The 22,991-nt window shown below is 62.5% G+C and carries 24 protein-coding genes; 23 read left to right on the top strand and 1 reads right to left on the bottom strand.

What is annotated here, in order from left to right:
- Window positions 1-64: 64 nt before the first annotated feature.
- From IB279_RS22365 to IB279_RS22320, 10 genes are all read left to right on the top strand, one after another.
- Window positions 65-343: a sarcosine oxidase subunit delta gene (locus IB279_RS22365; RefSeq protein WP_112771946.1), complete on the top strand. Its 279-nt coding sequence runs from the start codon at window positions 65-67 to the stop codon at window positions 341-343.
- Window positions 340-3,297 carry a sarcosine oxidase subunit alpha family protein gene (locus IB279_RS22360; RefSeq protein WP_112771947.1) on the top strand — a complete coding sequence of 986 codons (2,958 nt, stop codon included), beginning with the start codon at window positions 340-342 and terminating at the stop codon, window positions 3,295-3,297. The genes IB279_RS22365 and IB279_RS22360 overlap by 4 nt, the downstream gene beginning before the upstream one ends.
- Before the next feature lie 10 nt (window positions 3,298-3,307).
- A complete protein-coding gene (locus tag IB279_RS22355) occupies window positions 3,308-3,862 on the top strand; it encodes a sarcosine oxidase subunit gamma (RefSeq protein WP_112771948.1) in 555 nt (184 codons plus the stop codon).
- 253 nt (window positions 3,863-4,115) lie between these two features.
- Window positions 4,116-6,542, top strand: coding sequence for an FAD-dependent oxidoreductase (locus tag IB279_RS22350; protein ID WP_192339813.1), 2,427 nt, complete (start codon window positions 4,116-4,118; stop codon window positions 6,540-6,542).
- A gap of 287 nt (window positions 6,543-6,829) precedes the next feature.
- On the top strand, window positions 6,830-7,732 hold the full coding sequence (locus IB279_RS22345; RefSeq protein WP_034798833.1) for a branched-chain amino acid ABC transporter permease: 903 nt from the start codon (window positions 6,830-6,832) through the stop codon (window positions 7,730-7,732).
- 4 nt (window positions 7,733-7,736) lie between these two features.
- On the top strand, window positions 7,737-9,122 hold the full coding sequence (livM, locus tag IB279_RS22340; protein WP_060520354.1) for a high-affinity branched-chain amino acid ABC transporter permease LivM: 1,386 nt from the start codon (window positions 7,737-7,739) through the stop codon (window positions 9,120-9,122).
- Entirely contained in the window at window positions 9,122-10,006 is an 885-nt protein-coding gene (locus IB279_RS22335) for an ABC transporter ATP-binding protein (RefSeq protein ID WP_034798829.1), read from the top strand. The genes livM and IB279_RS22335 overlap by 1 nt, the downstream gene beginning before the upstream one ends.
- Window positions 10,006-10,731 (top strand): ABC transporter ATP-binding protein, encoded by a 726-nt coding sequence (locus IB279_RS22330; protein ID WP_034798827.1) that lies wholly within the window; start codon window positions 10,006-10,008, stop codon window positions 10,729-10,731. Before IB279_RS22335 ends, IB279_RS22330 begins: the two co-directional genes overlap by 1 nt.
- Window positions 10,732-10,755: 24 nt before the next feature.
- On the top strand, window positions 10,756-11,100 hold the full coding sequence (locus IB279_RS22325; protein ID WP_192339811.1) for a DUF6867 family protein: 345 nt from the start codon (window positions 10,756-10,758) through the stop codon (window positions 11,098-11,100).
- A 114-nt stretch (window positions 11,101-11,214) separates the two neighbouring features.
- On the top strand, window positions 11,215-12,333 hold the full coding sequence (locus IB279_RS22320) for a branched-chain amino acid ABC transporter substrate-binding protein (RefSeq protein ID WP_034798823.1): 1,119 nt from the start codon (window positions 11,215-11,217) through the stop codon (window positions 12,331-12,333).
- Between the two features lie 89 nt (window positions 12,334-12,422).
- Here IB279_RS22320 and IB279_RS22315 read toward each other — a convergent pair whose 3' ends face one another.
- Entirely contained in the window at window positions 12,423-12,875 is a 453-nt protein-coding gene (locus IB279_RS22315; protein ID WP_034798821.1) for a MarR family winged helix-turn-helix transcriptional regulator, read from the bottom strand.
- 190 nt (window positions 12,876-13,065) lie between these two features.
- Between IB279_RS22315 and IB279_RS22310 the strand changes: the two genes are divergently transcribed.
- From IB279_RS22310 to IB279_RS22250, 13 genes are all read left to right on the top strand, one after another.
- Window positions 13,066-14,076, top strand: coding sequence for an alpha/beta fold hydrolase (locus IB279_RS22310; protein ID WP_064817005.1), 1,011 nt, complete (start codon window positions 13,066-13,068; stop codon window positions 14,074-14,076).
- 140 nt (window positions 14,077-14,216) lie between these two features.
- On the top strand, window positions 14,217-15,191 hold the full coding sequence (locus tag IB279_RS22305) for a D-glycerate dehydrogenase (protein WP_034794191.1): 975 nt from the start codon (window positions 14,217-14,219) through the stop codon (window positions 15,189-15,191).
- 175 nt (window positions 15,192-15,366) lie between these two features.
- Window positions 15,367-16,200, top strand: coding sequence for an urease accessory protein UreD (locus IB279_RS22300; RefSeq protein ID WP_034794188.1), 834 nt, complete (start codon window positions 15,367-15,369; stop codon window positions 16,198-16,200).
- Window positions 16,201-16,323: 123 nt separating this feature from the next.
- Complete coding sequence (locus IB279_RS22295) at window positions 16,324-16,626, top strand: urease subunit gamma (protein WP_034794185.1); 303 nt, start codon at window positions 16,324-16,326, stop codon at window positions 16,624-16,626.
- A gap of 98 nt (window positions 16,627-16,724) precedes the next feature.
- Entirely contained in the window at window positions 16,725-17,030 is a 306-nt protein-coding gene (locus IB279_RS22290) for an urease subunit beta (protein WP_034794182.1), read from the top strand.
- Entirely contained in the window at window positions 17,027-17,437 is a 411-nt protein-coding gene (locus IB279_RS22285; protein WP_034794179.1) for a lysozyme inhibitor LprI family protein, read from the top strand. Before IB279_RS22290 ends, IB279_RS22285 begins: the two co-directional genes overlap by 4 nt.
- 3 nt (window positions 17,438-17,440) lie before the next feature.
- Entirely contained in the window at window positions 17,441-18,085 is a 645-nt protein-coding gene (locus IB279_RS22280; protein WP_082572800.1) for a Urease operon accessory protein, read from the top strand.
- 3 nt (window positions 18,086-18,088) lie between these two features.
- A complete protein-coding gene (ureC, locus tag IB279_RS22275; RefSeq protein WP_034794169.1) occupies window positions 18,089-19,801 on the top strand; it encodes an urease subunit alpha in 1,713 nt (570 codons plus the stop codon).
- 17 nt (window positions 19,802-19,818) lie between these two features.
- Window positions 19,819-20,490: a TIGR02117 family protein gene (locus IB279_RS22270; RefSeq protein ID WP_112771950.1), complete on the top strand. Its 672-nt coding sequence runs from the start codon at window positions 19,819-19,821 to the stop codon at window positions 20,488-20,490.
- A 290-nt stretch (window positions 20,491-20,780) separates the two neighbouring features.
- Window positions 20,781-21,320 carry a peroxiredoxin gene (locus IB279_RS22265; RefSeq protein ID WP_112771951.1) on the top strand — a complete coding sequence of 180 codons (540 nt, stop codon included), beginning with the start codon at window positions 20,781-20,783 and terminating at the stop codon, window positions 21,318-21,320.
- Window positions 21,321-21,489: 169 nt separating this feature from the next.
- Window positions 21,490-21,786, top strand: a complete 297-nt coding sequence (locus tag IB279_RS22260; RefSeq protein WP_034794161.1) for a putative quinol monooxygenase — start codon at window positions 21,490-21,492, stop codon at window positions 21,784-21,786.
- Window positions 21,787-21,788: 2 nt separating this feature from the next.
- Window positions 21,789-22,262, top strand: coding sequence for an urease accessory protein UreE (ureE, locus tag IB279_RS22255; protein WP_112771952.1), 474 nt, complete (start codon window positions 21,789-21,791; stop codon window positions 22,260-22,262).
- A complete protein-coding gene (locus tag IB279_RS22250; protein WP_112771953.1) occupies window positions 22,255-22,926 on the top strand; it encodes an urease accessory protein UreF in 672 nt (223 codons plus the stop codon). Before ureE ends, IB279_RS22250 begins: the two co-directional genes overlap by 8 nt.
- Window positions 22,927-22,991 lie beyond the last annotated feature (65 nt).

Raw genomic sequence — 22,991 nt, 5'->3', positions numbered from 1 at the left:
CCGGCCCGCCGGCTCGTATGGAATGAACAGGAAGCCGGAGTGCGGCTTCAGGACACGGAAGACGATGGCAAGCCTGATTAACTGCCCGCATTGCGGGGTCCGACCGAAGGAAGAATTCGCGATCCGCGGCGACGCCTCGCGCGGCCGTCCCGAGCCGATGGATTCGGACGAGGCCTGGCATGATTACGTCTATGTGCGCGCCAACCCGCGTGGGCGGACGTTGGAGCATTGGCATCACATCGCCGGCTGTCGCCGCTTCCTGGTGGTCGAGCGCGATACGGCCACCCACGAGGTCTATTCCGTCGTCGATGCGGCCGAGTTTGCGCGGAGGGCTGCGCGATGACCGGCTATCGTCTTTCCTCCGGCGGCCTCGTCGATCGCAGCAAAACGTTGAGCTTCACCTTCGACGGCCGGCCGCTGCGCGGATTTTCCGGCGATACGCTCGCCTCCGCACTTCTTGCCAATGACCAGCTGCTCGTCGGCCGCAGCTTCAAATACCACCGGCCGCGCGGCATCGTCAGCGCCGGGCCCTCCGAGCCCAACGCGCTCGTCACCCTCGGCTCTGGTGCCCGCACCGATGCCAACACCAAGGCGACCGTCGCCGAACTCTATGGCGGGCTGACTGCCAAAAGCCAGAACCGCTGGCCGTCTCTCGGCTTCGATGTCGGGGCGGTCAACGGCGTCCTTTCGCCGTTCCTCGGCGCCGGCTTCTACTACAAGACCTTCATGTGGCCGAAGCAGTTCTGGGAGCGCGTCTACGAACCCTTCATCCGCCGCGCCGCCGGCCTCGGCCGGGCGGTGCTGGAGCGCGACCCCGAGAGCTACGAGAAGTCCTGGGCGTTCTGCGACCTGCTCGTCGTCGGTGCCGGTCCCGCCGGCCTGATGGCAGCACTGACGGCCGGCCGCGCCGGCCTTCGGGTCATCGTCGCCGACGAGGATTTCCGGCTCGGCGGCTCCCTGCTTGCGACCGGCGAGACCGTCGACGGCGCGCCGGCATCGGTCTTTGCCGACCGCACCGTCGCCGAACTGCAAGCGCTGCCCAACGTCACTCTGCTTTCGCGCACCACGGTCTTCGGCTGGTATGACGACAACGTCTTCGGCGCGGTTGAACGCGTGCAGAAACACGTCGCTGAACCGTCTTCGAAGCTCGTGAGCGAGCGTGTCTGGCGTATCGTTGCCAAGCGCGCGCTGATGGCAACCGGTGCCGAGGAACGCCCGCTGGTGTTCGGCGGCAATGATAGGCCCGGCGTGATGATGGCGGGCGCCATGACCACCTATGCCGAGCGCTATGGTGTGGCCGCCGGCAAGCAGGTCACGATCTTTACCAGCGGCAGCGCCGGGTACCGCACGGCACGGGCCCTTGCGTCCAAGGGCGTCGCCATCGCGGCGATCGTCGACGCCCGAGCGGAATCCGCCGATCAGGCGCCTGATGGCATCCGGGTCATCCGCTCGGCTTCCGTCGTCGACACCAAGGGCAGGCAGCGCCTCAAGGGCATCGTCGTCGAACGCTCCGGCTTCGAGGAACTGATCGCTTGCGATGCGCTGGGGATGTCCGGTGGCTGGAGCCCGGTCGTGCATCTTGCCTGCCAGCGCGGCGCAAGACCGGCCTGGTCGGAGGAATTGAAGGCCTTCGTCGCACCCGATGTCGGTGGCGGCCTGCGTCCCGTGGGCGCTGCAAACGGTGTCTACACGCTCGCGGGCTGCCTGTCCGATGGTGCGGACAAGGCCGCAGCGATTGCGGCCGACCTCGGCTTCAGCGCCAGCTCGGCCGCAGCACCGGTCGTCGATGGCGAAGAGGCCACGTCCTTTTCAGCGCTCTGGTATGTGCCGGGCGCCAAATCGAAGGCCTTTGTCGATTTCCAGAACGACGTGCATGCGAAGGATCTCGGCCTGGCGCTTCGCGAAGGTTTCGGCCATGTCGAGCACGCCAAGCGCTACACGACCAGCGGCATGGCGACCGATCAGGGCAAGCTTTCCAACATCAATGCCGTCGGCATTCTCGCCGGCATGCGTGGTGTCAGCCCGGCAGAGGTCGGCACCACCACCTTCAGGCCTTTTTATACGCCGGTCTCCTTCGGTGCACTTGCCGGCACGGCGCGCGATGAGCATGCAGCACCGGCGCGCAAGTCGCCGCTGCATGGCTGGGCGATGAAAAATGGCGCGACCTTCGTCGAGGCCGGGCTCTGGTATCGTTCCGCATGGTTCCCGCGCGCCGGCGAAAAGACCTGGCGCGACAGCGTCGATCGAGAAGTCTTGAACGTGCGGGCCAATGTCGGCCTCTGTGACGTCTCGACCCTCGGCAAGATCGAGGTCTTCGGCCCCGACGCTGCGGAGTTCCTCAACCGTCTCTATTGCAACCCGGTCCTGAAGCTGCCGATCGGCAAGGCGCGTTACGGCCTGATGCTGCGCGAAGACGGTTTCGTCTTCGACGACGGTACGGTCAGCCGCTTCGACGAGGAACATTTCTTCGTCACCACGACGACGGCGATGGCCGGTCCCGTCATGGCGCACCTGGAATATTGCGCCCAGACGCTCTGGCCTGAACTCGAAGTCCGCTTCACCTCGTCGACCGACCAATGGGCGCAGATGGCGATCGCTGGTCCGAAAGCGCGCGCGGTGCTGCAGCAGATCGTCGATGGCGATATTTCCGATGGCGCGTTTCCGTTCCTGTCCGCCCGCAAGATCGTCCTGAAAAGCGGCGTGTCGGCGCGGCTCTTCCGCATTTCCTTCTCCGGGGAGCTGGCTTTCGAACTGGCGGTGCCGGCAGGTTATGGCGAGGCGGTGGCCGACCAGATCATGGAGGCCGGCCGGCCGCATGAAATCTGTGCCTATGGCGTCGAAGCCTTGAACGTGCTGCGGCTGGAGAAGGGTCTGCTGACGCATGCGGAATTCGACGGTCGCGTGACGCCAGACGATGCCGGGCTCGGCCGAATGCTCTCGATGCAGAAGACCGACTTCATCGGCAAGCGCCTGTCGACGCGCTACGGCCTGACGGCGGCGGATCGCATGCAGCTTGTTGGTCTGAAGCCCGTCGATGCCGACAAGGACATGCGGGCCGGAGCGCATCTTCTGAAGGAGGGGACCAAGCCCTCGACGCTGAACGATCAGGGTTGGGTCAGCTCGGCCGGTTTCTCGCCGGTCCTGGGCCACGCCATCGCGCTTGCCTTCCTGAAATCCGGGCGCGAACGCTATGGCGAGAAGGTCGTGGTGTTCGACAAGCTGCGCGATCAGGAGATCGTCGCCGAGGTCTGCGACCCGGTCTTCGTCGATCCGCAAAATGCAAAGCTGAAGGCCTGAGGAGGCGGTGATGGTTCGCGACTACAACAACCGCCACGCACTGGAGCAGAAACTGCGATCGGCACCCACGTCGCCGGCGGCCGACCACCTGATGGTCGGGCATTGGCGCACGATGGCGACGGTTCTTGCGTGCGCCGGCCGGGAGGAGACCGTGCGTGAGGCGATCGCCGTACAGTCCGACTTGTCCATGCGGTTTTCGGCGCCGGGGGAATGGCTTGTCGTCTCCGAGGTGGAGGCGCCGAGCGGGCTCGTGCGTTGGCTCGAAGAGCTTTGCGACGGCAGTGCCTATGTTGTCGACCAAAGCGATGGGCGCGTCGTGTTCCGGATCGCCGGCCCGAACGTGCGCAGCATCCTCGCCAAGGGCATCGGCCTTGATCTTCATCCCTCAGCCTTCACGGTTGGCGGCAGCACCAATGCGCTGTGCGGTCACATCCCGGTCAATCTCGCCCGGACGGACGAGGACACGTTCGAGCTGATCGTGCCGCGGAGCTATGCGGAATCGCTCTTCGATGACCTGATGAAGATGGGGCGGGCCTTCGATCTCACCGCCGCCTTCTCTGATTGAAACGGCCCCTTCAAGAGGTCGAAATCAAATGCGGCATGAAATGCCGCAAACAGGTCGCCCATCCACCAGCAAACGGCGGAAATGGACAAGCGTCCTTCGCAGCCGTGTCTTTATCGGCGCCGTCTTTCTGACTAGGCTTTCATCATTCGCCGCTTGCACTTCTGTCCCTGAAGCAAGCGGTGGCCGTGCCTGAGTTTCTTCCTGACAATTTGGCCATGCCTCCGACAGGAGCATGGGGAGACGGAGTGTACGCATGAAAAGCCATGCCAAGGTCGTCGTTATCGGAGGCGGTGTCGTCGGTTGTTCGGTGCTCTATCACCTGACGAAATTCGGCTGGACCGACGCCGTGCTGCTCGAACGATCGGAACTCACCTCCGGCTCCACCTGGCACGCGGCCGGCGGCATGCACACGATCAACGGCGACCCGAACGTCGCCAAGCTGCAGAAATATACGGTCGAGCTCTACAAGGAGATCGAGGCGTATTCCGGCCAGGATGTCGGCCTGCACATGACGTCCGGCATGATGCTCGCCGCCACCAAGGAACGTTTCGACTGGATGAAATCGATCCTTGCCAAGGGCCGCTACATGGGGCTCGAAGCCGAGCTTTTGACGCCCAGGGAAGCGCATGACCTGATGCCGCTGCTCGATCCCGACCAGTTCGTCGGTGCGGTGTTCGATCCGGTCGAGGGGCATCTCGATCCCTATGGCACGACGCATGCCTATGCCAAATCAGCGAAGAAGAACGGTGCGGAGATCTATCTGCACGCCAAGGTCGAGGATCTGGTGCAGCGGGAAGACGGTTGCTGGCGGGTGATCACCAACCAGGGCGAGATTGTCGCCGAGCATGTCGTCAACGCCGCCGGCCTCTGGGCCCGCGAGGTGGGGCGCATGGTGGGGCTGGAACTCCCGGTGCTCGCTATGGAGCACATGTATCTCATCACCGAGGACATGCCAGAGGTCATCGAGTTCAACCAGACGCGCGGCAAGGAGCTGATGCACTGCGTCGATTTCGACGGCGAGATTTATCTCCGCCAGGAGCGGAACGGCATGCTGATGGGCACCTATGAGAAGGCGTGCCGTCCGTGGTCGCCCGTCACGACGCCCTGGGACTTCGGCCATGAACTTCTCGCCGAGGACATCGACCGTATCTCGCCCGAACTCGAGGTCGGCTTCCGGCACTTCCCGGCCTTCAACAAGGCCGGCATCAAGAAGATCATCAACGGTCCTTTTACCTTCTCGCCGGACGGTAACCCGCTGGTCGGCCCGGTGCGGGGCTTGAGGAATTTCTGGTCGGCCTGCGCCGTCATGGCCGGCTTCAGCCAGGGTGGCGGCGTCGGCCTGGCGCTTGCCAACTGGATGATCCATGGCGACCCCGGCTTCGACGTCTTTGCCATGGACGTTTCGCGCTACGGCGATTTCGCCACGCTTGCCTATACCAATGCCAAGGTGCGCGAGAACTACTCGCGTCGCTTCTCGATCCGTTATCCGAACGAGGAGCTGCCGGCGGCAAGGCCTCTGCTGACGACGCCGATCTACGACCGGCTGAAGGCTGCGGGCGCCGTCTTCGGCGCGTCCTACGGGCTTGAAACGCCGCTGTGGTTTGCACCCGAAGGCGTCAAGGACGCCTTCTCCTGGCGCCGTTCGACCGACTTCGAGACGGTGGGCGCGGAGACCCGGGCCGTGCGCGAAGGCGTCGGCCTGATGGAGACATCGGGCTTTGCCAAATATGCGATCACCGGCAAGGGCGCTGAAGCCTGGCTCGACCGCATGCTTGCCTGCCGCATCCCTGAGGTCGGGCGCATGGCATTGGCACCGATGCTGAAGGAGGACGGCAAGCTGATCGGCGACTTCACCCTTGCCAAGCTCGGCGAGGGGGATTTCCTGCTTGTTGGATCCGGCATAGCCGAGGACTACCACATGCGCTGGTTCGAGGCGCATCTGCCTGCGGACGGCTCGGTGACGCTGAAGGCGTTGAAGCTGGAGCTGGTGGGCCTGTCGATCGCCGGGCCGAAGGCGCGCGATGTGCTTGAAAGCCTGACCCATCTCGATGTCTCCGACGCCGATTTCCCGTTCATGGACATCCGCCGGATGGATCTCGGCATGGCGCCCGCGCTCGTCGGCCGCGTCAGCTACACCGGCGATCTCGGCTACGAGATCTGGATGAAACCGGAGTACCAGCGTTATCTCTTCGAACTGCTGATGGAGAAGGGGGCGGCTTCCGGGATCCGTTTGTTCGGCCTGAGGGCGCTGAATGCATTGCGCGTCGAAAAATCCTTCGGCAGCTGGGCGCGCGAATATCGTCCGCTCTATGGCCCGGTCGAGGCTGGGCTCGGCCGTTTCGTCGCGACCGGCAAGGATGCGGATTTCATTGGCAAGGCGGCGGCCGTGAAGGAGAAGGCGGATGGCGGCGCGATGCGGCTGCGGACCTTCGTGCTCGATGCGAGGGATGCGGACGTCATCGGCGACGAGCCCATCTATCTCGACGGTGTCGTGCGCGGCTGGGTGACATCGGGCGGCTATGCGCATGCAAGTGGGGTTTCGGTCGCCATGGGCTACGTGCCCAAGGAGATCGCCGACCGAAGCGATGGCTGGTCGATCGAACTCTTGGGTGAGATCCTGCCGGCCCGTCTTCAGCCGCATCCGCTGTTCGATTCGAACGGTCAGCGCATGCGTGCCTAAGCATTCGAGGTGTAATGCAGACCGAAGTGGCTGTCGAAGCTTCATAGAATACCCGACGCTTTTACGACTAAAGTTGATGCTTTCGCGGGCGAAAGCTGCGAAAGATTTGATTTTTCTGGCTGTAAAAGCGTCAAATCGATTTTATCGAGGAAGTTTTTGGCGAAGTCGCGTTTTTTAGCTTTCCTTTTCGTTTGAAAGAGGTATGGAATCGAGCAAACACAGCGCTCAACAATGAGCTCAAAAAACAAGAGACCGGACCGTTATGGATCTGGTCCAGGGGAAGATTGATGGAGTATTTCGTCCAGCAGCTCGTCAACGGGCTGACTCTTGGGTCTATTTATGGTATGATCGCAATCGGTTATACCATGGTCTACGGCATCATTGGCATGATCAACTTCGCCCACGGCGATATCTTCATGCTCGGCGGCTTTGCTGCTTTGATTGTCTTTCTTATTCTCACAACATTCATCGGGGGCGTCCCGGTTGTACTTGCTCTCCTGCTGATGATGATCGTCGGCATGCTGACTGCAGGTCTCTGGAACTGGACGATCGAGAAAGTGGCCTATCGGCCGCTGCGCGGTTCGTTCCGGCTTGCGCCGCTGATCACCGCGATTGGCATGTCGATTGCGTTGTCGAACTTCATCCAGGTGACGCAGGGCCCGCGCAACAAGCCGATCCCGCCGCTCGTCTCTTCGGTCTACGAAGTCTTCGGCATCACCATCTCGCTGAAGCAGATCATCATCATCGTCATCACGGCGGCTCTGCTTTCGATCTTCTGGTACATCGTCAACAAGACGCCGCTCGGCCGCGCCCAGCGCGCGACCGAACAGGACCGCAAGATGGCGGCGCTGCTGGGTGTTGACGTCGACCGCACCATCTCGGTGACCTTCATCATGGGTGCAGCACTCGCTGCCGTCGCCGGCACGATGTATCTGATGTATTATGGCGTCGTCGTCTTCACCGACGGTTTCGTGCCTGGCGTCAAAGCGTTCACCGCGGCCGTTCTCGGCGGCATCGGATCGCTGCCGGGCGCCGTTCTCGGCGGACTGTTGATCGGGCTCATCGAGTCCCTCTGGTCGGCCTATTTCACCATCGACTACAAGGACGTCGCGACCTTCTCCATTCTCGCCATCGTCCTGATCTTCAAGCCGTCTGGCATTCTCGGACGACCGGAAGTCGAGAAGGTATAATTCCATGGCAAACATTGCTTCTACGACTGCAAGCGCCGGCACTGACGTGACGGCGCGGGCCCTGCGCGAGGCTGTCTTCGCGGGCCTGATTTCGCTCGGCCTTTTCGTGCTGTTCGTCGGTCTCAAGTCCGACCAGAACATCCGCAACGAGCTGATCCTCAACCAGCGCTGGGGACTGCTGGCGATCTTCGTGATCGTCGCTGCCGTCGGCCGCTTCCTGATGGTTGCCTATGTCCAGCCGGCCATGGCTCGGCGCAAGGCCGCCAAGGCCGAGGCCGAGGATGCGGTGAAGGAGGAGACCTTCTTCAGCCGCAACTTCTCCAAGCTCGCGATTGCGTTCCTGCTCATCTATCCGCCGCTCGTCGTCGCGATCTTCGGCGTCCAGGGCTCGCTGAAGTGGGTCGACAATTTCGGCATCCAGATCCTGATCTACGTGATGCTGGCCTGGGGGCTCAACATCGTCGTCGGCCTCGCTGGCCTGCTGGACCTGGGTTACGTCGCCTTCTACGCGGTCGGTGCCTATTCCTACGCCCTGCTGTCGACCTATTTCGGCCTGTCCTTCTGGGTTCTTCTTCCGGTCGCCGGCATTCTCGCCGCCTTCTGGGGCATGATTCTCGGCTTCCCGGTCTTGCGTCTTCGCGGTGACTATCTGGCGATCGTGACGCTCGCCTTCGGTGAAATCATCCGACTGGTGTTGATCAATTGGACCGAAGTGACGAAGGGTACCTTCGGCGTCTCCGGTATCGCTAAGGCGACGCTGTTCGGCATCAAGTTCGATGCCTCGAAGGACGGATTTGCAGCAATGATGGGCCTGCCGATGTCGTCGGCCTATTACAAGATCTTCCTGTTCTATCTGATCCTGGCACTTGCGCTGCTCACGGCTTACGTGACGATCCGGCTGCGCCGCATGCCGATCGGCCGCGCCTGGGAAGCGTTGCGCGAGGACGAGATCGCCTGCCGCTCGCTCGGTATCAACACGGTGACGACCAAGCTCACCGCCTTTGCGACGGGCGCCATGTTCGGCGGCATCGCCGGCTCGTTCTTCGCGGTGCGCCAGGGCTTCGTGTCGCCCGAATCCTTCGTCTTCCTGGAATCCGCGGTCATTCTCGCGATCGTGGTTCTCGGCGGCATGGGCTCGCTCACCGGCATCGCGGTCGCTGCGGCCGTCATGATCGGCGGCACCGAAATCCTGCGCGAGCTTTCCTTCCTGAAGATGGTCTTCGGACCGGACTTCACACCTGAACTCTACCGTATGCTGATCTTTGGCCTGGCCATGGTCGTCGTCATGGTCTGGAAGCCGCGCGGCTTCGTCGGATCACGCGAACCGACAGCCTTCCTGCACGAACGCAAGGCAGTCTCCGGCAGCTTCACCAAGGAAGGGCACGGTTGATGGCCCGCGAGACAACGACAATGACAAAAGACCCCATTCTCAAGGTTGAGCACCTGTCGATGCGCTTCGGCGGTCTCATGGCCATCAACGACTTCTCCTTCGAAGCCTATCGCGGTGACATCACCGCGCTGATCGGCCCGAACGGAGCGGGCAAGACCACGGTGTTCAACTGCATCACCGGCTTCTACAAGCCGACGATGGGCATGATCACGATGAAGCAGAAGGCCGGCAAGGAATACCTGCTGGAGCGTCTGCCCGACTTCGAGATCACCAAGCTCGCCAAGGTAGCGCGCACCTTCCAGAACATCCGGATGTTCTCCGGTCTGACGGTGCTCGAAAACCTGCTCGTCGCGCAGCACAACAAGCTGATGCAGGCATCCGGCTACACCTTCCTCGGTCTGCTCGGCTTCCCGGCCTACCGCCAGGCGTCGCACGAGGCGATCGAACTTGCCAAGCACTGGCTGGAAAAGGCGTCGCTGATCGACCGTGCCGACGATCCGGCCGGCGATCTCTCCTATGGCGCCCAGCGTCGCCTCGAAATCGCGCGTGCCATGTGCACCGGGCCCGAGCTTCTCTGCCTGGACGAGCCGGCCGCCGGTCTCAATCCGCGCGAGTCTCTGGCGCTCAACGAATTGCTGAAAAGCATTCGCGCCGATACCGGCACGTCGATTCTTTTGATCGAACACGACATGTCCGTGGTCATGGAGATCTCCGACCACGTGGTGGTCCTGGAATATGGACAGAAGATTTCCGACGGCACACCGGATTTCGTGAAGAACGATCCGAGGGTCATTGCGGCCTATCTGGGTGTCGAGGATGAAGAGGTTGAAGAGGTGATCGAACAAATCGAGGAAATCGAAGGCGGGCAGGGGGGCACCCACTGATGACGGCGCCACTTCTCCAAGTCAAAGCCGTCGAGACCTACTACGGCAACATCCGGGCGCTCAGCGGGGTCGATGTCGAAGTTCACCGTGGTGAAATCGTCTGCCTGATCGGTGCCAACGGTGCCGGCAAGTCGACGCTGATGATGACCATCTGTGGCAGCCCGCAGGCGCGTACCGGTTCGGTCTTCTTCGAAGGCCAGGACATCACCCGCATGCCGACGCACGAGATCGCCCGGCTGCGCATTGCGCAATCGCCTGAGGGTCGGCGCATCTTCCCGCGCATGACCGTGTTCGAAAATCTGCAGATGGGCGCCAGCCTCGACAACCTGAAGCACTTCGACCAGGACGTGGAAAAGGTGTTTACGCTTTTCCCGCGCCTGAAGGAGCGCCAGGCGCAGCGCGGCGGCACGCTTTCGGGCGGTGAGCAGCAGATGCTGTCGATCGGCCGCGCGCTGATGGCCCGGCCGAAGCTTTTGCTTCTCGACGAGCCGTCGCTCGGTCTCGCACCGCTGATCGTCAAGGGCATCTTCGAAGCGATCAAGAAACTCAACAAGGAGGAGGGGCTGACGGTCTTCCTCGTCGAGCAGAACGCCTTCGGCGCGCTCAAGCTTTCGGACCGCGGCTACGTGATGGTGAACGGCCGGGTGACGATGAGCGGTTCCGGCAAGGAACTCCTCGCCAATCCGGAAGTGCGCGCGGCCTATCTCGAAGGCGGCCGTCATTGACCGGCCGCATCTGGAGCAAGTGACATGCAGGGAATTCTCTACGAAGAAGTGTCGATCTGGCAGTTTCTTTTCATAAGCTGCGTGCTCGGCGGCTGGACCGCCTGGCGCACGGGCAAGAGCGTGGCTGAAAGCTGGGAAGGCATGCCGCGGCTCATCCTCTACGTGGAGTTGCTGGGACTGGGCATCCGTTTCGTCCACCATGCGCTGTTCGAAGGCACCATGTTCAGCCTGCAATACTATATCGTGGACACGATCGTACTTTTGTTGTTTGCTACCGCAGGTTTCCGGTACTACCGGACCAAGCAAATGACCAATAACTACTATTGGCTCTATGAGAAGGCTTCGCCTTTCTCCTGGAAAGCCAAATAAAGGGAACAGCGCGCGCCGGCCGCCGCGGCCGGTGCGAAAGAAACACCGGCGCAACTATGGTGGGCATTGCGCAGGTTGGTAACGAGACCCGCTCGAATAATTGGGAGTAACAAGATGAAAAAGTCTCTTCTGTCGGCGGTCGCGCTGACGGCTATGGTTGCCTTCAGCGGCAGCGCCTGGGCTGATATTCTCGTTGGTGTCGCCGGCCCGCTGACTGGCCCGAACGCCGCTTTCGGTGCACAGCTCCAGAAAGGTGCAGAGCAGGCCGCCGCTGACATCAATGCCGCTGGCGGTATCAATGGGGAACAGATCAAGGTTGTGCTCGGCGACGACGTTTCGGATGCCAAGCAGGGCGTTTCGGTCGCCAACAAGTTCGTTGCTGACGGTGTGAAGTTCGTTGTCGGTCACTTCAACTCGGGCGTGTCCATCCCGGCTTCTGAAGTTTACGCCGAAAACGGTATCCTGCAGGTAACCCCGGCCTCCACCAACCCGCAGTTCACCGAGCGCGGTCTCTGGAACACGTTCCGTACCTGCGGCCGTGACGACCAGCAGGGTGCGGTTGCCGGTGCCTACCTCGCTGCCAACTTCAAGGACGCGAAGATCGCCGTCATTCACGACAAGACCCCCTATGGTCAGGGCCTTGCCGACGAAACCAAGAAGTCGATGAACGAAGCCGGCCTCACCGAAGCCCTCTATGAAGGCATCAACACCGGCGACAAGGACTTCTCGGCTCTGATCGCCAAGATGAAGGAAGCCGGCGTTTCGATCGTCTACTACGGCGGTCTGCACACCGAAGCCGGCCTGATCATGCGCCAGATGAAGGACCAGGGCCTCAAGGCTACCCTGATGTCGGGCGACGGTATCGTTTCGAACGAACTGGCCTCGATCGCCGGCGACGCCGTTGACGGCACGCTGATGACGTTCGCTCCGGATCCGCGCAAGAACCCGGCTGCCAAGGACCTCGTCGAGAAGTTCCGCTCTGCCGGCTTCGAACCGGAAGCCTACACGCTCTACGCCTACGCCGCTCTCCAGGTCATCGCCGAAGCTGCCAAGGCTTCCGGTGGCAACGACCCGCAGGCAGTTGCCGAAGCCATCAAGGCAAAGGGTCCGTTCAAGACCGCAATCGGCGAACTCGGCTATGACGAAAAGGGCGACATCACGCGTCCGGACTACGTCATGTACACCTGGAAGAAGGGTGACGACGGCAAGTACAACTACTTCCAGAACGAGTAGTTCTGATTTCGGACCTTGTGTCCGAGTGGTTGGGGCCCGGCGAGCAATCGCCGGGCTTTTCTTTTGGTGATGCTCGGCGCAGCGGTCTATTATTTCAATAGCGTGTCTCTGAGCGACGAGACTTCGGCGCGCAGTCGCTCGAGATCGTCGGGGCCGAGCTTTGTCGCTTCGCCAAGGTTGCGGGGTACGTCGATTGCCTTCTGCCGCAGCGCCTTGCCCATCTCGGTCAATTGTACCCGGACCTGCCGCTCGTCCGCCTTATCGCGCACGCGGGCGATGTAGCCGGCGGCCTCCAGGCGCTTCAGCATCGGGGTCAAAGTGCTCGATTCCAGGAAGAGCCGCTCGCCGAGGCTGCCGACCGTCTGGTCGTCCTTTTCCCACAACAGCACCATCACCAGATATTGCGGATAGGTGAGATCGAGCTCTTCCAGCAGCGGCTTGTAGATGCGCGTGAAGGCGTGGTTTGCGGAATAGACCGCAAAGCACAGGAAACTATCGAGCGCCAGCATTGCCTCATCGCCCTTGGGATCGGTGTCAATCATCGCTTTCTCCTGTCATGCTCTCAAAATAAATCGTTCACGATATAATCGCAAGACATTGACTATAGCGCGGCTACGGTATAAATATTGTGCACGATCTAATCGGTAGCGACATAAATCCACATAAGTCGCGCACGATTTAAACGCTAAGTATTTAACAGCGGTGTGACCGCAGGGAAGAAGGAGCGTTTCCATGAGCAAGGCAATCAGCAAGACCGAAGCCAACGGCATCTCCCGCCGCACGGTTCTCTCGGCCGCCTTTGGCGCTGCCGCCACCGCAGCCGCGGTCAATGCCATGAACACGTCGGCCAAGGCCGCATCCACCACCGCAGCAACCGCCGGCGCCTCCGGCACTAAGGGAGAAAACACCATGGGCAGCCGCATCATCACCCGCGATGGCGTCGAGATCTATTACAAGGACTGGGGTCCGAAGGATGGCCCGGTCGTCGTGCTCAGCCACGGCTGGCCGCTGTCGTCCGACAGCTGGGAGGCGCAGGCCTTCCACCTTGCCGCCAACGGCTTCCGCGTCGTCACCCATGACCGCCGCGGCCACGGCCGCTCGTCGCAGCCGTGGGACGGCAACGACATGGACCACTATGCCGACGACCTCGCGGATCTGATCAACGCGCTCGATCTCAAGGGTGTCTTCCTTGCCGGGTTTTCGACTGGCGGCGGCGAAATCAGCCGCTATATCGGCCGCCACGGCACCAGCCGGATCGCCAGGGCCGGTTTGATCTCGGCCGTGCCGCCGCTGATGGTCAAGACCGACAGGAACCCCGGCGGCCTGCCGAAGGAAGTCTTCGACGGCCTGCAGGCGGCAAGCCTGAAGGATCGCTCGAAGCTCTACCGCGACATCGCGTCCGGTCCGTTCTTCGGCTTCAACCGCCCGGGCGCGATCGCCTCTCAGGGCATGATCGACAGTTTCTGGCTGCAGGGCATGATGGGGGGACACAAGAACACTTATGACTCGATCGTCGCCTTCTCGCAGACCGACTTTACCGAGGACCTGAAGAAGTTCGACGTGCCGACCTTGATCATCCATGGCGACGACGATCAGATCGTGCCGATCGATGCGGCTGCACGGGCCTCGAAGACGCTGGTGCCGCATGCGGAGCTCAAGGTCTATGCCGGCGCACCGCACGGCATTACCGACACCCACAAGGACCAGCTCAACGCCGACCTGCTCGCCTTCGCCAAGGCCTGACATGTCCGAAGCCCGAGAAGAGGCGCCCGCAACGGCGCCTCTTTTTTGCTTTTCGTGATAGGTGTTTCGCTTGTCGAGATAGCTGTCGCGTCGCGCCGTTTCGTGCACTATCTCGCAGCGATTCTGATCCGGAGGCAGGCATGAGCTCGAAACCCCGCATTCTCCTCACCCGTCGTTGGCCGGCGGCGGTGGAGCAGGTGCTTGCCGAACGCTTCGACGTCACCTTGAACGAAGGGGACGTGCCTCTGACGGCTGCAGAACTGGCTGAAGCACTCCGGACCTATGACGCCGTTCTTCCGACAGTTTCTGATCGACTTCCGGCCGACCTCTTCGCCGGTGGCGGCCTCCGCGCGAAGATCCTCGGCAACTATGGCGTCGGCTACAATCACATCGACGTCGCGGCCGCCAAGGCTGCCGACATCGTCGTCACCAACACGCCCGGCGTTCTCACAGATTGCACCGCCGACATCGCCATGACGTTGCTGCTTGCGGTCGCGCGGCGGGCAGGCGAGGGCGAGCGGCAGGTACGGGCCGGCGAATGGAGTGGATGGCGGCCGACCCACATGATCGGCGGCAAGATCACCGGCAAGACGCTCGGCATCATCGGCTTCGGCCGCATCGGCAAGGCCATGGCCAAGCGCTGTCATTTCGGCTTCGACATGGATGTCGTCTTCTACAATCGCTCGCGCATCGACCCGGCCGAGGCAAGCCGCTACGGTGCACGTCAACTCGACACGGTCGAGGACGTATTGAAGGTTGCAGACTTCGTGTCGCTCCATTGCCCCGGCGGCGGCGAAAACCGTCACCTGATCAACGCCGAACGGCTGGCGCTGATGAAAAAGGGCGCCTACCTCGTCAACACGGCGCGGGGTGATGTGATCGACGAGCCGGCGCTGATTGCGGCGCTCGAAAACGGCGTCATCCGCGGCGCCGGGCTCGATGTCTTCGAGGCGGAGCCGAACGTGCCGGAACGTCTGCGCGGGTTGGAAAATGTCGTGCTGCTTCCACATCTCGGCAGTGCCACGGAGGAGACGCGCGTCGCCATGGGCATGAAGGTGGCCGACAATATCACGGCGTTTTTCGACGGTCGCGAACCGCCGGATCGCGTGGCGTAGGCGGCTGCCCGTTTTCTGCGCAAGGCCTGCACGGAAATGCGGCATGCTGACGATTTTCTTTGCAAAACAATAACTTGACTTGTCGTGCCGCGATGCGGACGATAGCGCCAAGATAAGGCGATCGCGCCTATGGGGCGCCGCGTCGAAAATGAAGGACGCCGCTTAGCGGTCTGACATGGACAAGGCAGCACGCATCGCCCCGCAGCGGGCCTGGGGCAAGGGACGGGTGGTCGCCAAGGCGGCGCTCGGCCACAGCCGCATTGCCGAACTCTACCAGGAAGGCTGCGCCAAGATCCGCCTGCCAAAGACCTTCGACACCTCGATGGAGGCAGTGCTCATCAATTCCTCCGGCGGCCTCACCGGCGGCGACCGCATGGTCTGGGAGGTTGCGGCAGGGGCTGGAACGGACGTGACGGTGACGACGCAGGCCTGCGAGAAGATCTATAAGGCGAGCGCCGATACCGTCGAAGTGAAAACGCGCATCGAGGTTGCCGCCGGCGCGCGTGTCGACTGGTTGCCACAGGAGACGATCCTCTTCGACCGTGCCTCGCTGTCGCGCTCGCTGGAGGTGGAGCTTGCTGCCGACGCGACGTTTCTCGCGGTGGAAGCGGTTCTGCTCGGTCGCAAGGCGATGGGCGAGGCGGTTGAAACCGGGCTCTTCCGCGATCGCTGGCGTATCCGCGTCGAGGGCAAGCTGCTGCATGCGGACAATCTGGCGCTATCAGGAGAGGTCGCGCGCCTCAGTCAGCGCAAGGCGGTGCTCGATGGTGGGGCCGCCTTCGCCACGCTGCTCCATGTCGGTCCCGACTGCGAACCCTTGCTGCCGCGTCTTCGGTCGCTCGTCGATGGCGCAGCGTGCGTCGGCATCAGCCATTTTCAGGTCCATGGCCGCGACAAGCTGGTTGCCCGTTTCGTGGCGCCGGATGGCTTCGCGCTCAGAAAAATCCTCATCCCGGTTATTTCGCACTTGCGCATGCAGAAGACTGTGCCGAAAGTCTGGGTTCTCTAGCTCGTTTCACATTTTTATTTGAAACAGTGAAATGATCTAACGCATTGAAACTTTGTAATTCCTGGCGGAAGACCGCTTCGCAGATTTCCAGGAAATTGCTTCACGAACAACCGGTGGCGACGCATGAATCTTACCCCGCGCGAGAAAGACAAACTGCTGATTTCGATGGCGGCCATGGTCGCCCGCAGGCGCCTGGAGCGCGGCGTGAAACTCAACCATCCCGAAGCGATCGCGCTGATCACCGATTTCGTCGTCGAGGGCGCGCGCGACGGGCGCTCGGTTGCCGAACTGATGGAGGCGGGCGCCCAGGTGCTGACGCGCGATCAGGTGATGGAGGGAATCCCCGAGATGATCCACGACATCCAGATCGAGGCGACGTTTCCTGACGGGACCAAGCTCGTCACCGTGCACGAGCCGATCCGCTAAGCGTGAGGTGAGTACGTGGCTTGTTGGCGCAGGGTGCCTGAGGCCTGAACGCGGGATAAAAGCATGCGGCCGGCCGAGGGCGGCTTGAGGAGAAGACCATGATCCCAGGAGAAATCATTGCTGCGGCCGGAGAGATCGAGCTCAATGCCGGTCTCGACACGGCGACGATCGAGGTTGCCAACACCGGCGACCGCCCGATCCAGGTCGGCAGCCACTATCACTTCGCCGAAACCAATGCGGGGCTGCAGTTTGACAGGAAAGCAGCCTACGGCTGCCGGCTCGACATTCCCGCCGGCACGGCCGTGCGGTTCGAGCCGGGCCAGACGCGCCAGGTGACGCTGATACCGCTTTCCGGCAAGCGCGAGGTCTATGGCTTCCGCCAGCAGGTGATGGGCAAGCTATGAGAGTGCTGCCGGTTCTCGGTTTGCTTCTGGTGCTTGCCACCCCGGCGCTCGCCGAGGATGAGCCGGACGTGGATTGCGCGAATGCGATGGCTCAGCCGGATCTGAATGACTGCGCCTACCGGGAATACGAAGCGGCGGACGCGGAACTGAATGCGGTCTACAGGCAGGCGATGACGGCGGCGCAGAAGGTCGACAAGGAGCTGGAAGGCGCCGATATCGGCGCGGTCGAGGCGCTGAAGACGACGCAGCGCGCCTGGATCGGCTATCGGGACGGACAATGCGAGCTGGCCGGTTTCCAGGCCCGTGGCGGCCAGGCCGAGCCGATGCTGGTTTCAGGCTGCCTTGCCCAGCTCACGCAGAAGCGTACCGCCGAACTCAACGAATTTCTCGAAGCTCAAGGGAACTGACCATTGCAGGCTCGCCGCGTCATCATGATCGTGGGCAATGGCGAGGTGCCTGACGGCGCCGGCGCAACGATCGATGCCGCCGATCTCGTCGTGCGCTTCAACGATTGCCGCTCTGTCGGCGCCAGCGGCCACAGGACCGATATCGTCGCGGTCTGCAATACCGGACGCCCGGGGATTTCCATGCTCGGCGGTGGTCGCTGGAAGACGAATGCCGCCGTGCGCCAGGCGCGGGAGATATGGTGCGTTCGCTCCGGCGCGAAGTTTGCCGCCATGCGCGCCGGGCTTGCGGAAACGCATCCGGACCTCGACGATTTCTGCGACGATTACACTGTCGGTTTCGAGAGCTTCGCCCGTTCGACCAACCGCGGCTTTCGCGTCGTCCCGGTCGATGTGCACGACCAGGTGGAGCAGGATCTCGCCGGCTTTTCGCCGGCCCCTTATGTCGTTCCATCGAGCGGGATGATCGTGATTGCCGATGTGCTCGCGCATCTAGCGACACCCGACGACGAGGTCGTTCTTGCCGGCTTCGGCCATGTCGGTTGGGAATGGCATCCCTTCGCCGCCGAGCGCCGCCATGTCGATGCGCTTGCAGCCAGCGGCCGTCTTCGCCGCCTCCATCCCATTTCTACTTCGTCCCAAGGAGCCTGAACCATGCCCTACAAGATGTCGCGCGCGGCCTATGCCAACATGTTCGGCCCGACGGTCGGCGACAAGGTGCGGCTCGCTGACACCGAACTTTTCGTCGAGGTGGAGAAGGACTTCACGACCTATGGCGAGGAGGTGAAGTTCGGTGGCGGCAAGGTCATTCGCGACGGCATGGGGCAGAGCCAGGCGACACGCGCCGAGGGCGCCGTCGACACCGTCATCACCAATGCGCTGATCGTCGATCACTGGGGCATCGTCAAAGCGGATATCGGCCTCAAGGACGGACGCATCGCCGGCATCGGCAAGGCCGGCAACCCGGACACGCAACCGGGCGTCACCGTCATCGTCGGTCCCGGCACGGAGGTCATCGCGGGCGAAGGCAAGATCATCACCGCGGGCGGCATGGACAGCCACATTCATTACATCTGCCCGCAACAGATCGAGGAAGCGCTGGTGAGCGGGCTTACGACCATGCTTGGAGGCGGCGCCGGGCCGGGCCATGGCACGCTCGCCACCACCTGCACCTCCGGTCCCTGGCATCTCGCCCGCATGATCGAGGCGGCCGATGGCTTCCCGATGAACATCGCCTTTGCCGGCAAGGGCAATGCGTCGCGGCCGGGCGCGCTGGTGGAAATGGTGCTCGCTGGCGCCACCTCGCTGAAATTGCATGAGGACTGGGGCTCGACGCCGGCGGCGATCGATTGCTGCCTCGGTGTCGCCGACGAATACGACGTGCAGGTGATGATCCATACGGACACCTTGAACGAGAGCGGCTTCGTCGAGGATACGATCGCGGCGATCAAGGGCCGCACCATCCATGCCTTCCACACGGAAGGGGCCGGCGGCGGCCACGCGCCCGACATCATCAAGATCTGCGGCCAGCCGAACGTCATTCCGTCCTCGACCAACCCGACGCGGCCCTACACCAAGAATACGCTTGCCGAGCATCTGGACATGCTGATGGTCTGCCATCACCTGTCGCCGTCGATCCCCGAGGACATCGCCTTTGCCGAGAGCCGCATCCGCAAGGAAACGATCGCGGCCGAGGACATCCTGCATGATATCGGCGCCTTCTCGATCATCTCGTCTGACAGCCAGGCCATGGGCCGCGTCGGCGAAGTGGCGATCCGCACCTGGCAGACCGCCGACAAGATGAAGCGTCAGCGCGGGCCGCTGCCGCAGGAAACCGGCGACAACGACAATTTCCGGGTGAAGCGCTATATCGCCAAATACACGATCAATCCGGCGATCGCCCACGGCCTCAGCCATGAGATCGGCTCCATCGAGGTCGGCAAGCGCGCCGATCTCGTCCTCTGGAACCCAGCCTTCTTCGGTGTGAAGCCCGACTTCGTGCTTCTCGGCGGCTCGATCGCGATGGCACCCATGGGCGATCCGAATGCCTCCATCCCGACGCCGCAGCCGGTGCACTACCGGCCGATGTTTGCCGCCTACGGCAAGAACCGCACGAGTTCGTCTGTAACCTTCGTGTCGCAGGCCTCGCTCGACGCCGGCCTTGCCGCCAAGCTCGGCGTTGCCAAGCAGCTTGTGGCGGTCCGCAACACCCGTGGCGGCATCGGCAAGGCATCGATGATCCACAACAACCTGCTGCCGCATATCGAGGTCGATCCGGAGACCTATGAGGTGCGCGCCGACGGTGAGCTTCTGACCTGCGAGCCGGCGACGGTCGTGCCGATGGCACAGCGCTATTTCCTGTTCTGAACAAGCAGGGACAGGGAATGAAGCGTGGCCTGAAATGGGCTTTCTTCGGCTTACTGGCGGCGATACTTGCCATCGTTGCCGGAACCTTGCTGCCGCGGCCGCTCCTGCCGGTTTCCGCCTCTGCGGCGGGAGCAGGGGGCACGCGCATCCTTCTGCTTTCCGGCCCGATCCACACGGACATCGCCATACCCCTGACGGACGAGATTCGAGCGCGGTTCGGCTTTGTCGAGGCGGCCGGCGTGCCGCTTGCGCATCCGCAGGCTGAATGGCTGATCTTTGGCTGGGGCGGGCGGGCCTTCTATCTGGAAACGCCGACCTGGTCTGAGCTGAAGCCCGGGCCCGTGTTCAAGGCGCTGACCGTCGACCGCTCGGTGATGCATGTGGATATCGCCGGTCGGATCGTCGAGCCGCGGGCTGCCGTCACCGGCTTCGAGCTGGACGAAGCGGGATACGATCGGCTGCTCGGCTTTATTGCCGAAAGCTTCACCCGCGAGGCCGGAGCTGTCGTTTCGATCGAGGGTTTTTCCTACAATGGCAACGACCGCTTCTTCGAGGCCGGAGGCAGCTTCAACGCGCTTTTCGGCTGCAACACATGGACGGCGCGGGCGTTGCGTGAGGCGGGCTTGCGAACGGGCCTGTGGAACCCGGTCCCGCCAAGCCTCGGGCTGTCGCTGCGGCTCCACAATTGAGCAATGATTGGCAGGCAGTGATTGGCAGGCGGCAGCCATGCGGCCACCGCATGGCTGCCATGCTCGCATGTGAATTGGGGCCTTTCGTGCTGCGTCGCAGCGCAATATCCGATAGGAAGACGGCTGACCTTCCTCGGTTGCCAGCAATCCTCCCAAGACCTGCCGACCGAGAGCTGCGCCAGAGCGGTTTGCGGTTCTCCGCATGTATCCCGCTCTAACTTACAAGAGACGATCACGTTCATGATTTTGGTCGAACCGATCCAAATCATCGTGGTCCAAAGGAGATGACGATGCTTGGCAGAAAAGTACCCGCTGTAACGTTCCGCACCCGCGTTCGCGACGAGGCCGTTGGCGGCTCGAACCCGTTCCGCTGGGAGGACGTGTCCTCCGACGATTACTTCGCAGGCAAGCGCGTCGTGCTGTTCTCGCTGCCGGGCGCGTTTACGCCGACTTGCTCGACCTTCCAGTTGCCCGATTTCGAAAAGCTGACGGCCGATTTCCGCGCCGAGGGCGTTGACGAAATCTACTGCATCTCGGTCAACGACGCTTTCGTCATGAACGCCTGGGGCAAGTCCCAGGGCCTCGAAAACGTCAAGCTGATCCCGGACGGTTCGGGTGAGTTCACCCGCAAGATGGGCATGCTCGTCGCCAAGGACAATCTCGGCTTCGGCATGCGCTCCTGGCGCTACGCTGCCGTCGTCAACAACGGCGTTGTCGAGCAGTGGTTCGAGGAAGAGGGCTATTCCGACAACTGCGACAGCGACCCCTATGGCGTTTCCTCGCCGCAGAACATTCTGGAGACGCTGAAGTCCCAGAAGCTTGCCGCCTGATGGCAGCGACCTATCGTTCCTGATTGGAAAGAGCCCGAAGATCGGATCCGGTCTTCGGGCTTTTTCTTGCGCGGTACAGCCGCCGCAAGCGCCTGAAAAGCCGCACCCGCCGCTGGCGCCAGGGCTTTTTCTTGCTAAAGTAGCCGGCAGAAAAGATATCGAGGGTTCAATGGTTTACATTATCGCCTACCTGACCGCACACCCCGGCAAGGGGGATGAGGTAGTGTCGCTCGCAGCACCGCTGATCGAGGCCACCCGGCGCGAGGCCGGCTGCATCACCTATGATCTCTACCGCAAGCCGGCCGAGCCCGACGCGCTGGTTTTTGTCGAAACCTGGAAGGACAAGGCAGCCGTCGACGCGCATTTCGAGGAACCACATCTGAAGGCCTTTCAGGCGGCGATGGCCGACCTGCTCGTCGAGGCGCGCCTCGAGCTCGTGACGCCGGAAAAGGTCGAGGTTCTCTGACGATGCCCTATCGTTCGACAGAGGTTCTCTCGCCGGGGCCGACCGATATTGCGCCGCTTCATAGCGTGACATTGACGCACGACGCGCGGCATCTGCGCCGCAAGTTGCTGCATCTCGAAAACGACGATGTGGTGATGCTGGATCTCAAGGAAGCGGTTGTGCTTGCCGATGGCGACCTCCTGGTGCTCGAAGGCGGCGGCCATATCCGCATCGCTGCCGCGCCCGAGGCGCTCTACGAGATCCGCCCGCGCGACGCGATGCATCTGATCGAGCTTGCCTGGCATCTCGGCAATCGCCACCTGCCGGCACAGTTCGAAGAGAGCCGCATCCTGATTGCCCGCGATCCGGTGATCCGCCAGATGCTCGAAGGCCTGGGCGCGGCGGTGAACGAGGTTTCGCTGCCTTTCCATCCGCTGCGCGGCGCCTACCATGCCGGCGGCCACAATCATGGCCATAATCATCACCACCATGGCTGAGAGGGTCGACACGCAAGCGCTGCTTCGCCTCGTGACATGGATGTCGCCGGCCTTTCCGGTCGGCGCGTTTTCCTATTCCAGCGGGCTTGAGCAGGCGGTTCACGACCGTCTGGTGAGCGACGCCGGCGAGCTTCGCAACTGGCTGGAGGCGGTCATCTCTCTGGGCTACGGCTGGAACGATGCGCTGCTTCTGGCCGAGAGCTATCGCGCCGTGAACGACCATGCCCGGCTGGCTGCGGCGGCAGAGCTTGCCGAAGCCCTGGCGGGAGGCCGCGAGCGCCATCTGGAAACGATGCTGCAGGGCCAGGCGTTTCTGGCAGCGGCGCGCTCGTGGCCGCATCCGGTTCTCGATGCGCTGCCTGAGAGTGTCGCCTATCCGGTCGCAGTCGGTGCCGTCGCCGGCGCTCATGAAACGGGCCTCGAGCCGGCGCTTGCCGCCTATCTTAACGCCTCTGTCTCGAACGCCGTCTCGGTGGCGATCCGTTGCGGCGTGACCGGCCAGCGCGATGGCGTCGGCATCATTGCAGCACTCGAACCGGTCATCGCGGCGACAGCCGTCAAGGCCGCCGGCGCCTCGCTCGACGATCTCGGCTCGGCCACAATGACAGCGGATATTTCGTCGCTCAGACACGAGAGCCTGCATTCGCGGCTCTTCCGTTCGTAACTCATAGAACTGCGCAATTTCGGACGGAAACTGTCTCACGCTTCCCTGGAATTGCTTCCACCTTG

This window comes from Ensifer sp. ENS06 (assembly GCF_014852205.1).
Classification (GTDB): domain Bacteria; phylum Pseudomonadota; class Alphaproteobacteria; order Rhizobiales; family Rhizobiaceae; genus Ensifer; species Ensifer adhaerens.
This window is presented reverse-complemented; position numbering and strand designations above follow the sequence as displayed.

Excerpts from the sequence above, each read along its gene's own strand:
- IB279_RS22365 (WP_112771946.1), top strand. The coding sequence starts at position 65 with ATGGCAAGCCTGATTAACTGCCCGCATTGCGGGGTCCGACCGAAGGAA.
- IB279_RS22360 (WP_112771947.1), top strand. The coding sequence starts at position 340 with ATGACCGGCTATCGTCTTTCCTCCGGCGGCCTCGTCGATCGCAGCAAA.
- IB279_RS22355 (WP_112771948.1), top strand. The coding sequence starts at position 3,308 with ATGGTTCGCGACTACAACAACCGCCACGCACTGGAGCAGAAACTGCGA.
- IB279_RS22350 (WP_192339813.1), top strand. The coding sequence starts at position 4,116 with ATGAAAAGCCATGCCAAGGTCGTCGTTATCGGAGGCGGTGTCGTCGGT.
- IB279_RS22345 (WP_034798833.1), top strand. The coding sequence starts at position 6,830 with ATGGAGTATTTCGTCCAGCAGCTCGTCAACGGGCTGACTCTTGGGTCT.
- livM (WP_060520354.1), top strand. The coding sequence starts at position 7,737 with ATGGCAAACATTGCTTCTACGACTGCAAGCGCCGGCACTGACGTGACG.
- IB279_RS22335 (WP_034798829.1), top strand. The coding sequence starts at position 9,122 with ATGGCCCGCGAGACAACGACAATGACAAAAGACCCCATTCTCAAGGTT.
- IB279_RS22330 (WP_034798827.1), top strand. The coding sequence starts at position 10,006 with ATGACGGCGCCACTTCTCCAAGTCAAAGCCGTCGAGACCTACTACGGC.
- IB279_RS22325 (WP_192339811.1), top strand. The coding sequence starts at position 10,756 with ATGCAGGGAATTCTCTACGAAGAAGTGTCGATCTGGCAGTTTCTTTTC.
- IB279_RS22320 (WP_034798823.1), top strand. The coding sequence starts at position 11,215 with ATGAAAAAGTCTCTTCTGTCGGCGGTCGCGCTGACGGCTATGGTTGCC.
- IB279_RS22315 (WP_034798821.1), bottom strand. The coding sequence starts at position 12,875 with ATGATTGACACCGATCCCAAGGGCGATGAGGCAATGCTGGCGCTCGAT.
- IB279_RS22310 (WP_064817005.1), top strand. The coding sequence starts at position 13,066 with ATGAGCAAGGCAATCAGCAAGACCGAAGCCAACGGCATCTCCCGCCGC.
- IB279_RS22305 (WP_034794191.1), top strand. The coding sequence starts at position 14,217 with ATGAGCTCGAAACCCCGCATTCTCCTCACCCGTCGTTGGCCGGCGGCG.
- IB279_RS22300 (WP_034794188.1), top strand. The coding sequence starts at position 15,367 with ATGGACAAGGCAGCACGCATCGCCCCGCAGCGGGCCTGGGGCAAGGGA.
- IB279_RS22295 (WP_034794185.1), top strand. The coding sequence starts at position 16,324 with ATGAATCTTACCCCGCGCGAGAAAGACAAACTGCTGATTTCGATGGCG.
- IB279_RS22290 (WP_034794182.1), top strand. The coding sequence starts at position 16,725 with ATGATCCCAGGAGAAATCATTGCTGCGGCCGGAGAGATCGAGCTCAAT.
- IB279_RS22285 (WP_034794179.1), top strand. The coding sequence starts at position 17,027 with ATGAGAGTGCTGCCGGTTCTCGGTTTGCTTCTGGTGCTTGCCACCCCG.
- ureC (WP_034794169.1), top strand. The coding sequence starts at position 18,089 with ATGCCCTACAAGATGTCGCGCGCGGCCTATGCCAACATGTTCGGCCCG.
- IB279_RS22270 (WP_112771950.1), top strand. The coding sequence starts at position 19,819 with ATGAAGCGTGGCCTGAAATGGGCTTTCTTCGGCTTACTGGCGGCGATA.
- IB279_RS22265 (WP_112771951.1), top strand. The coding sequence starts at position 20,781 with ATGCTTGGCAGAAAAGTACCCGCTGTAACGTTCCGCACCCGCGTTCGC.
- IB279_RS22260 (WP_034794161.1), top strand. The coding sequence starts at position 21,490 with ATGGTTTACATTATCGCCTACCTGACCGCACACCCCGGCAAGGGGGAT.
- ureE (WP_112771952.1), top strand. The coding sequence starts at position 21,789 with ATGCCCTATCGTTCGACAGAGGTTCTCTCGCCGGGGCCGACCGATATT.
- IB279_RS22250 (WP_112771953.1), top strand. The coding sequence starts at position 22,255 with ATGGCTGAGAGGGTCGACACGCAAGCGCTGCTTCGCCTCGTGACATGG.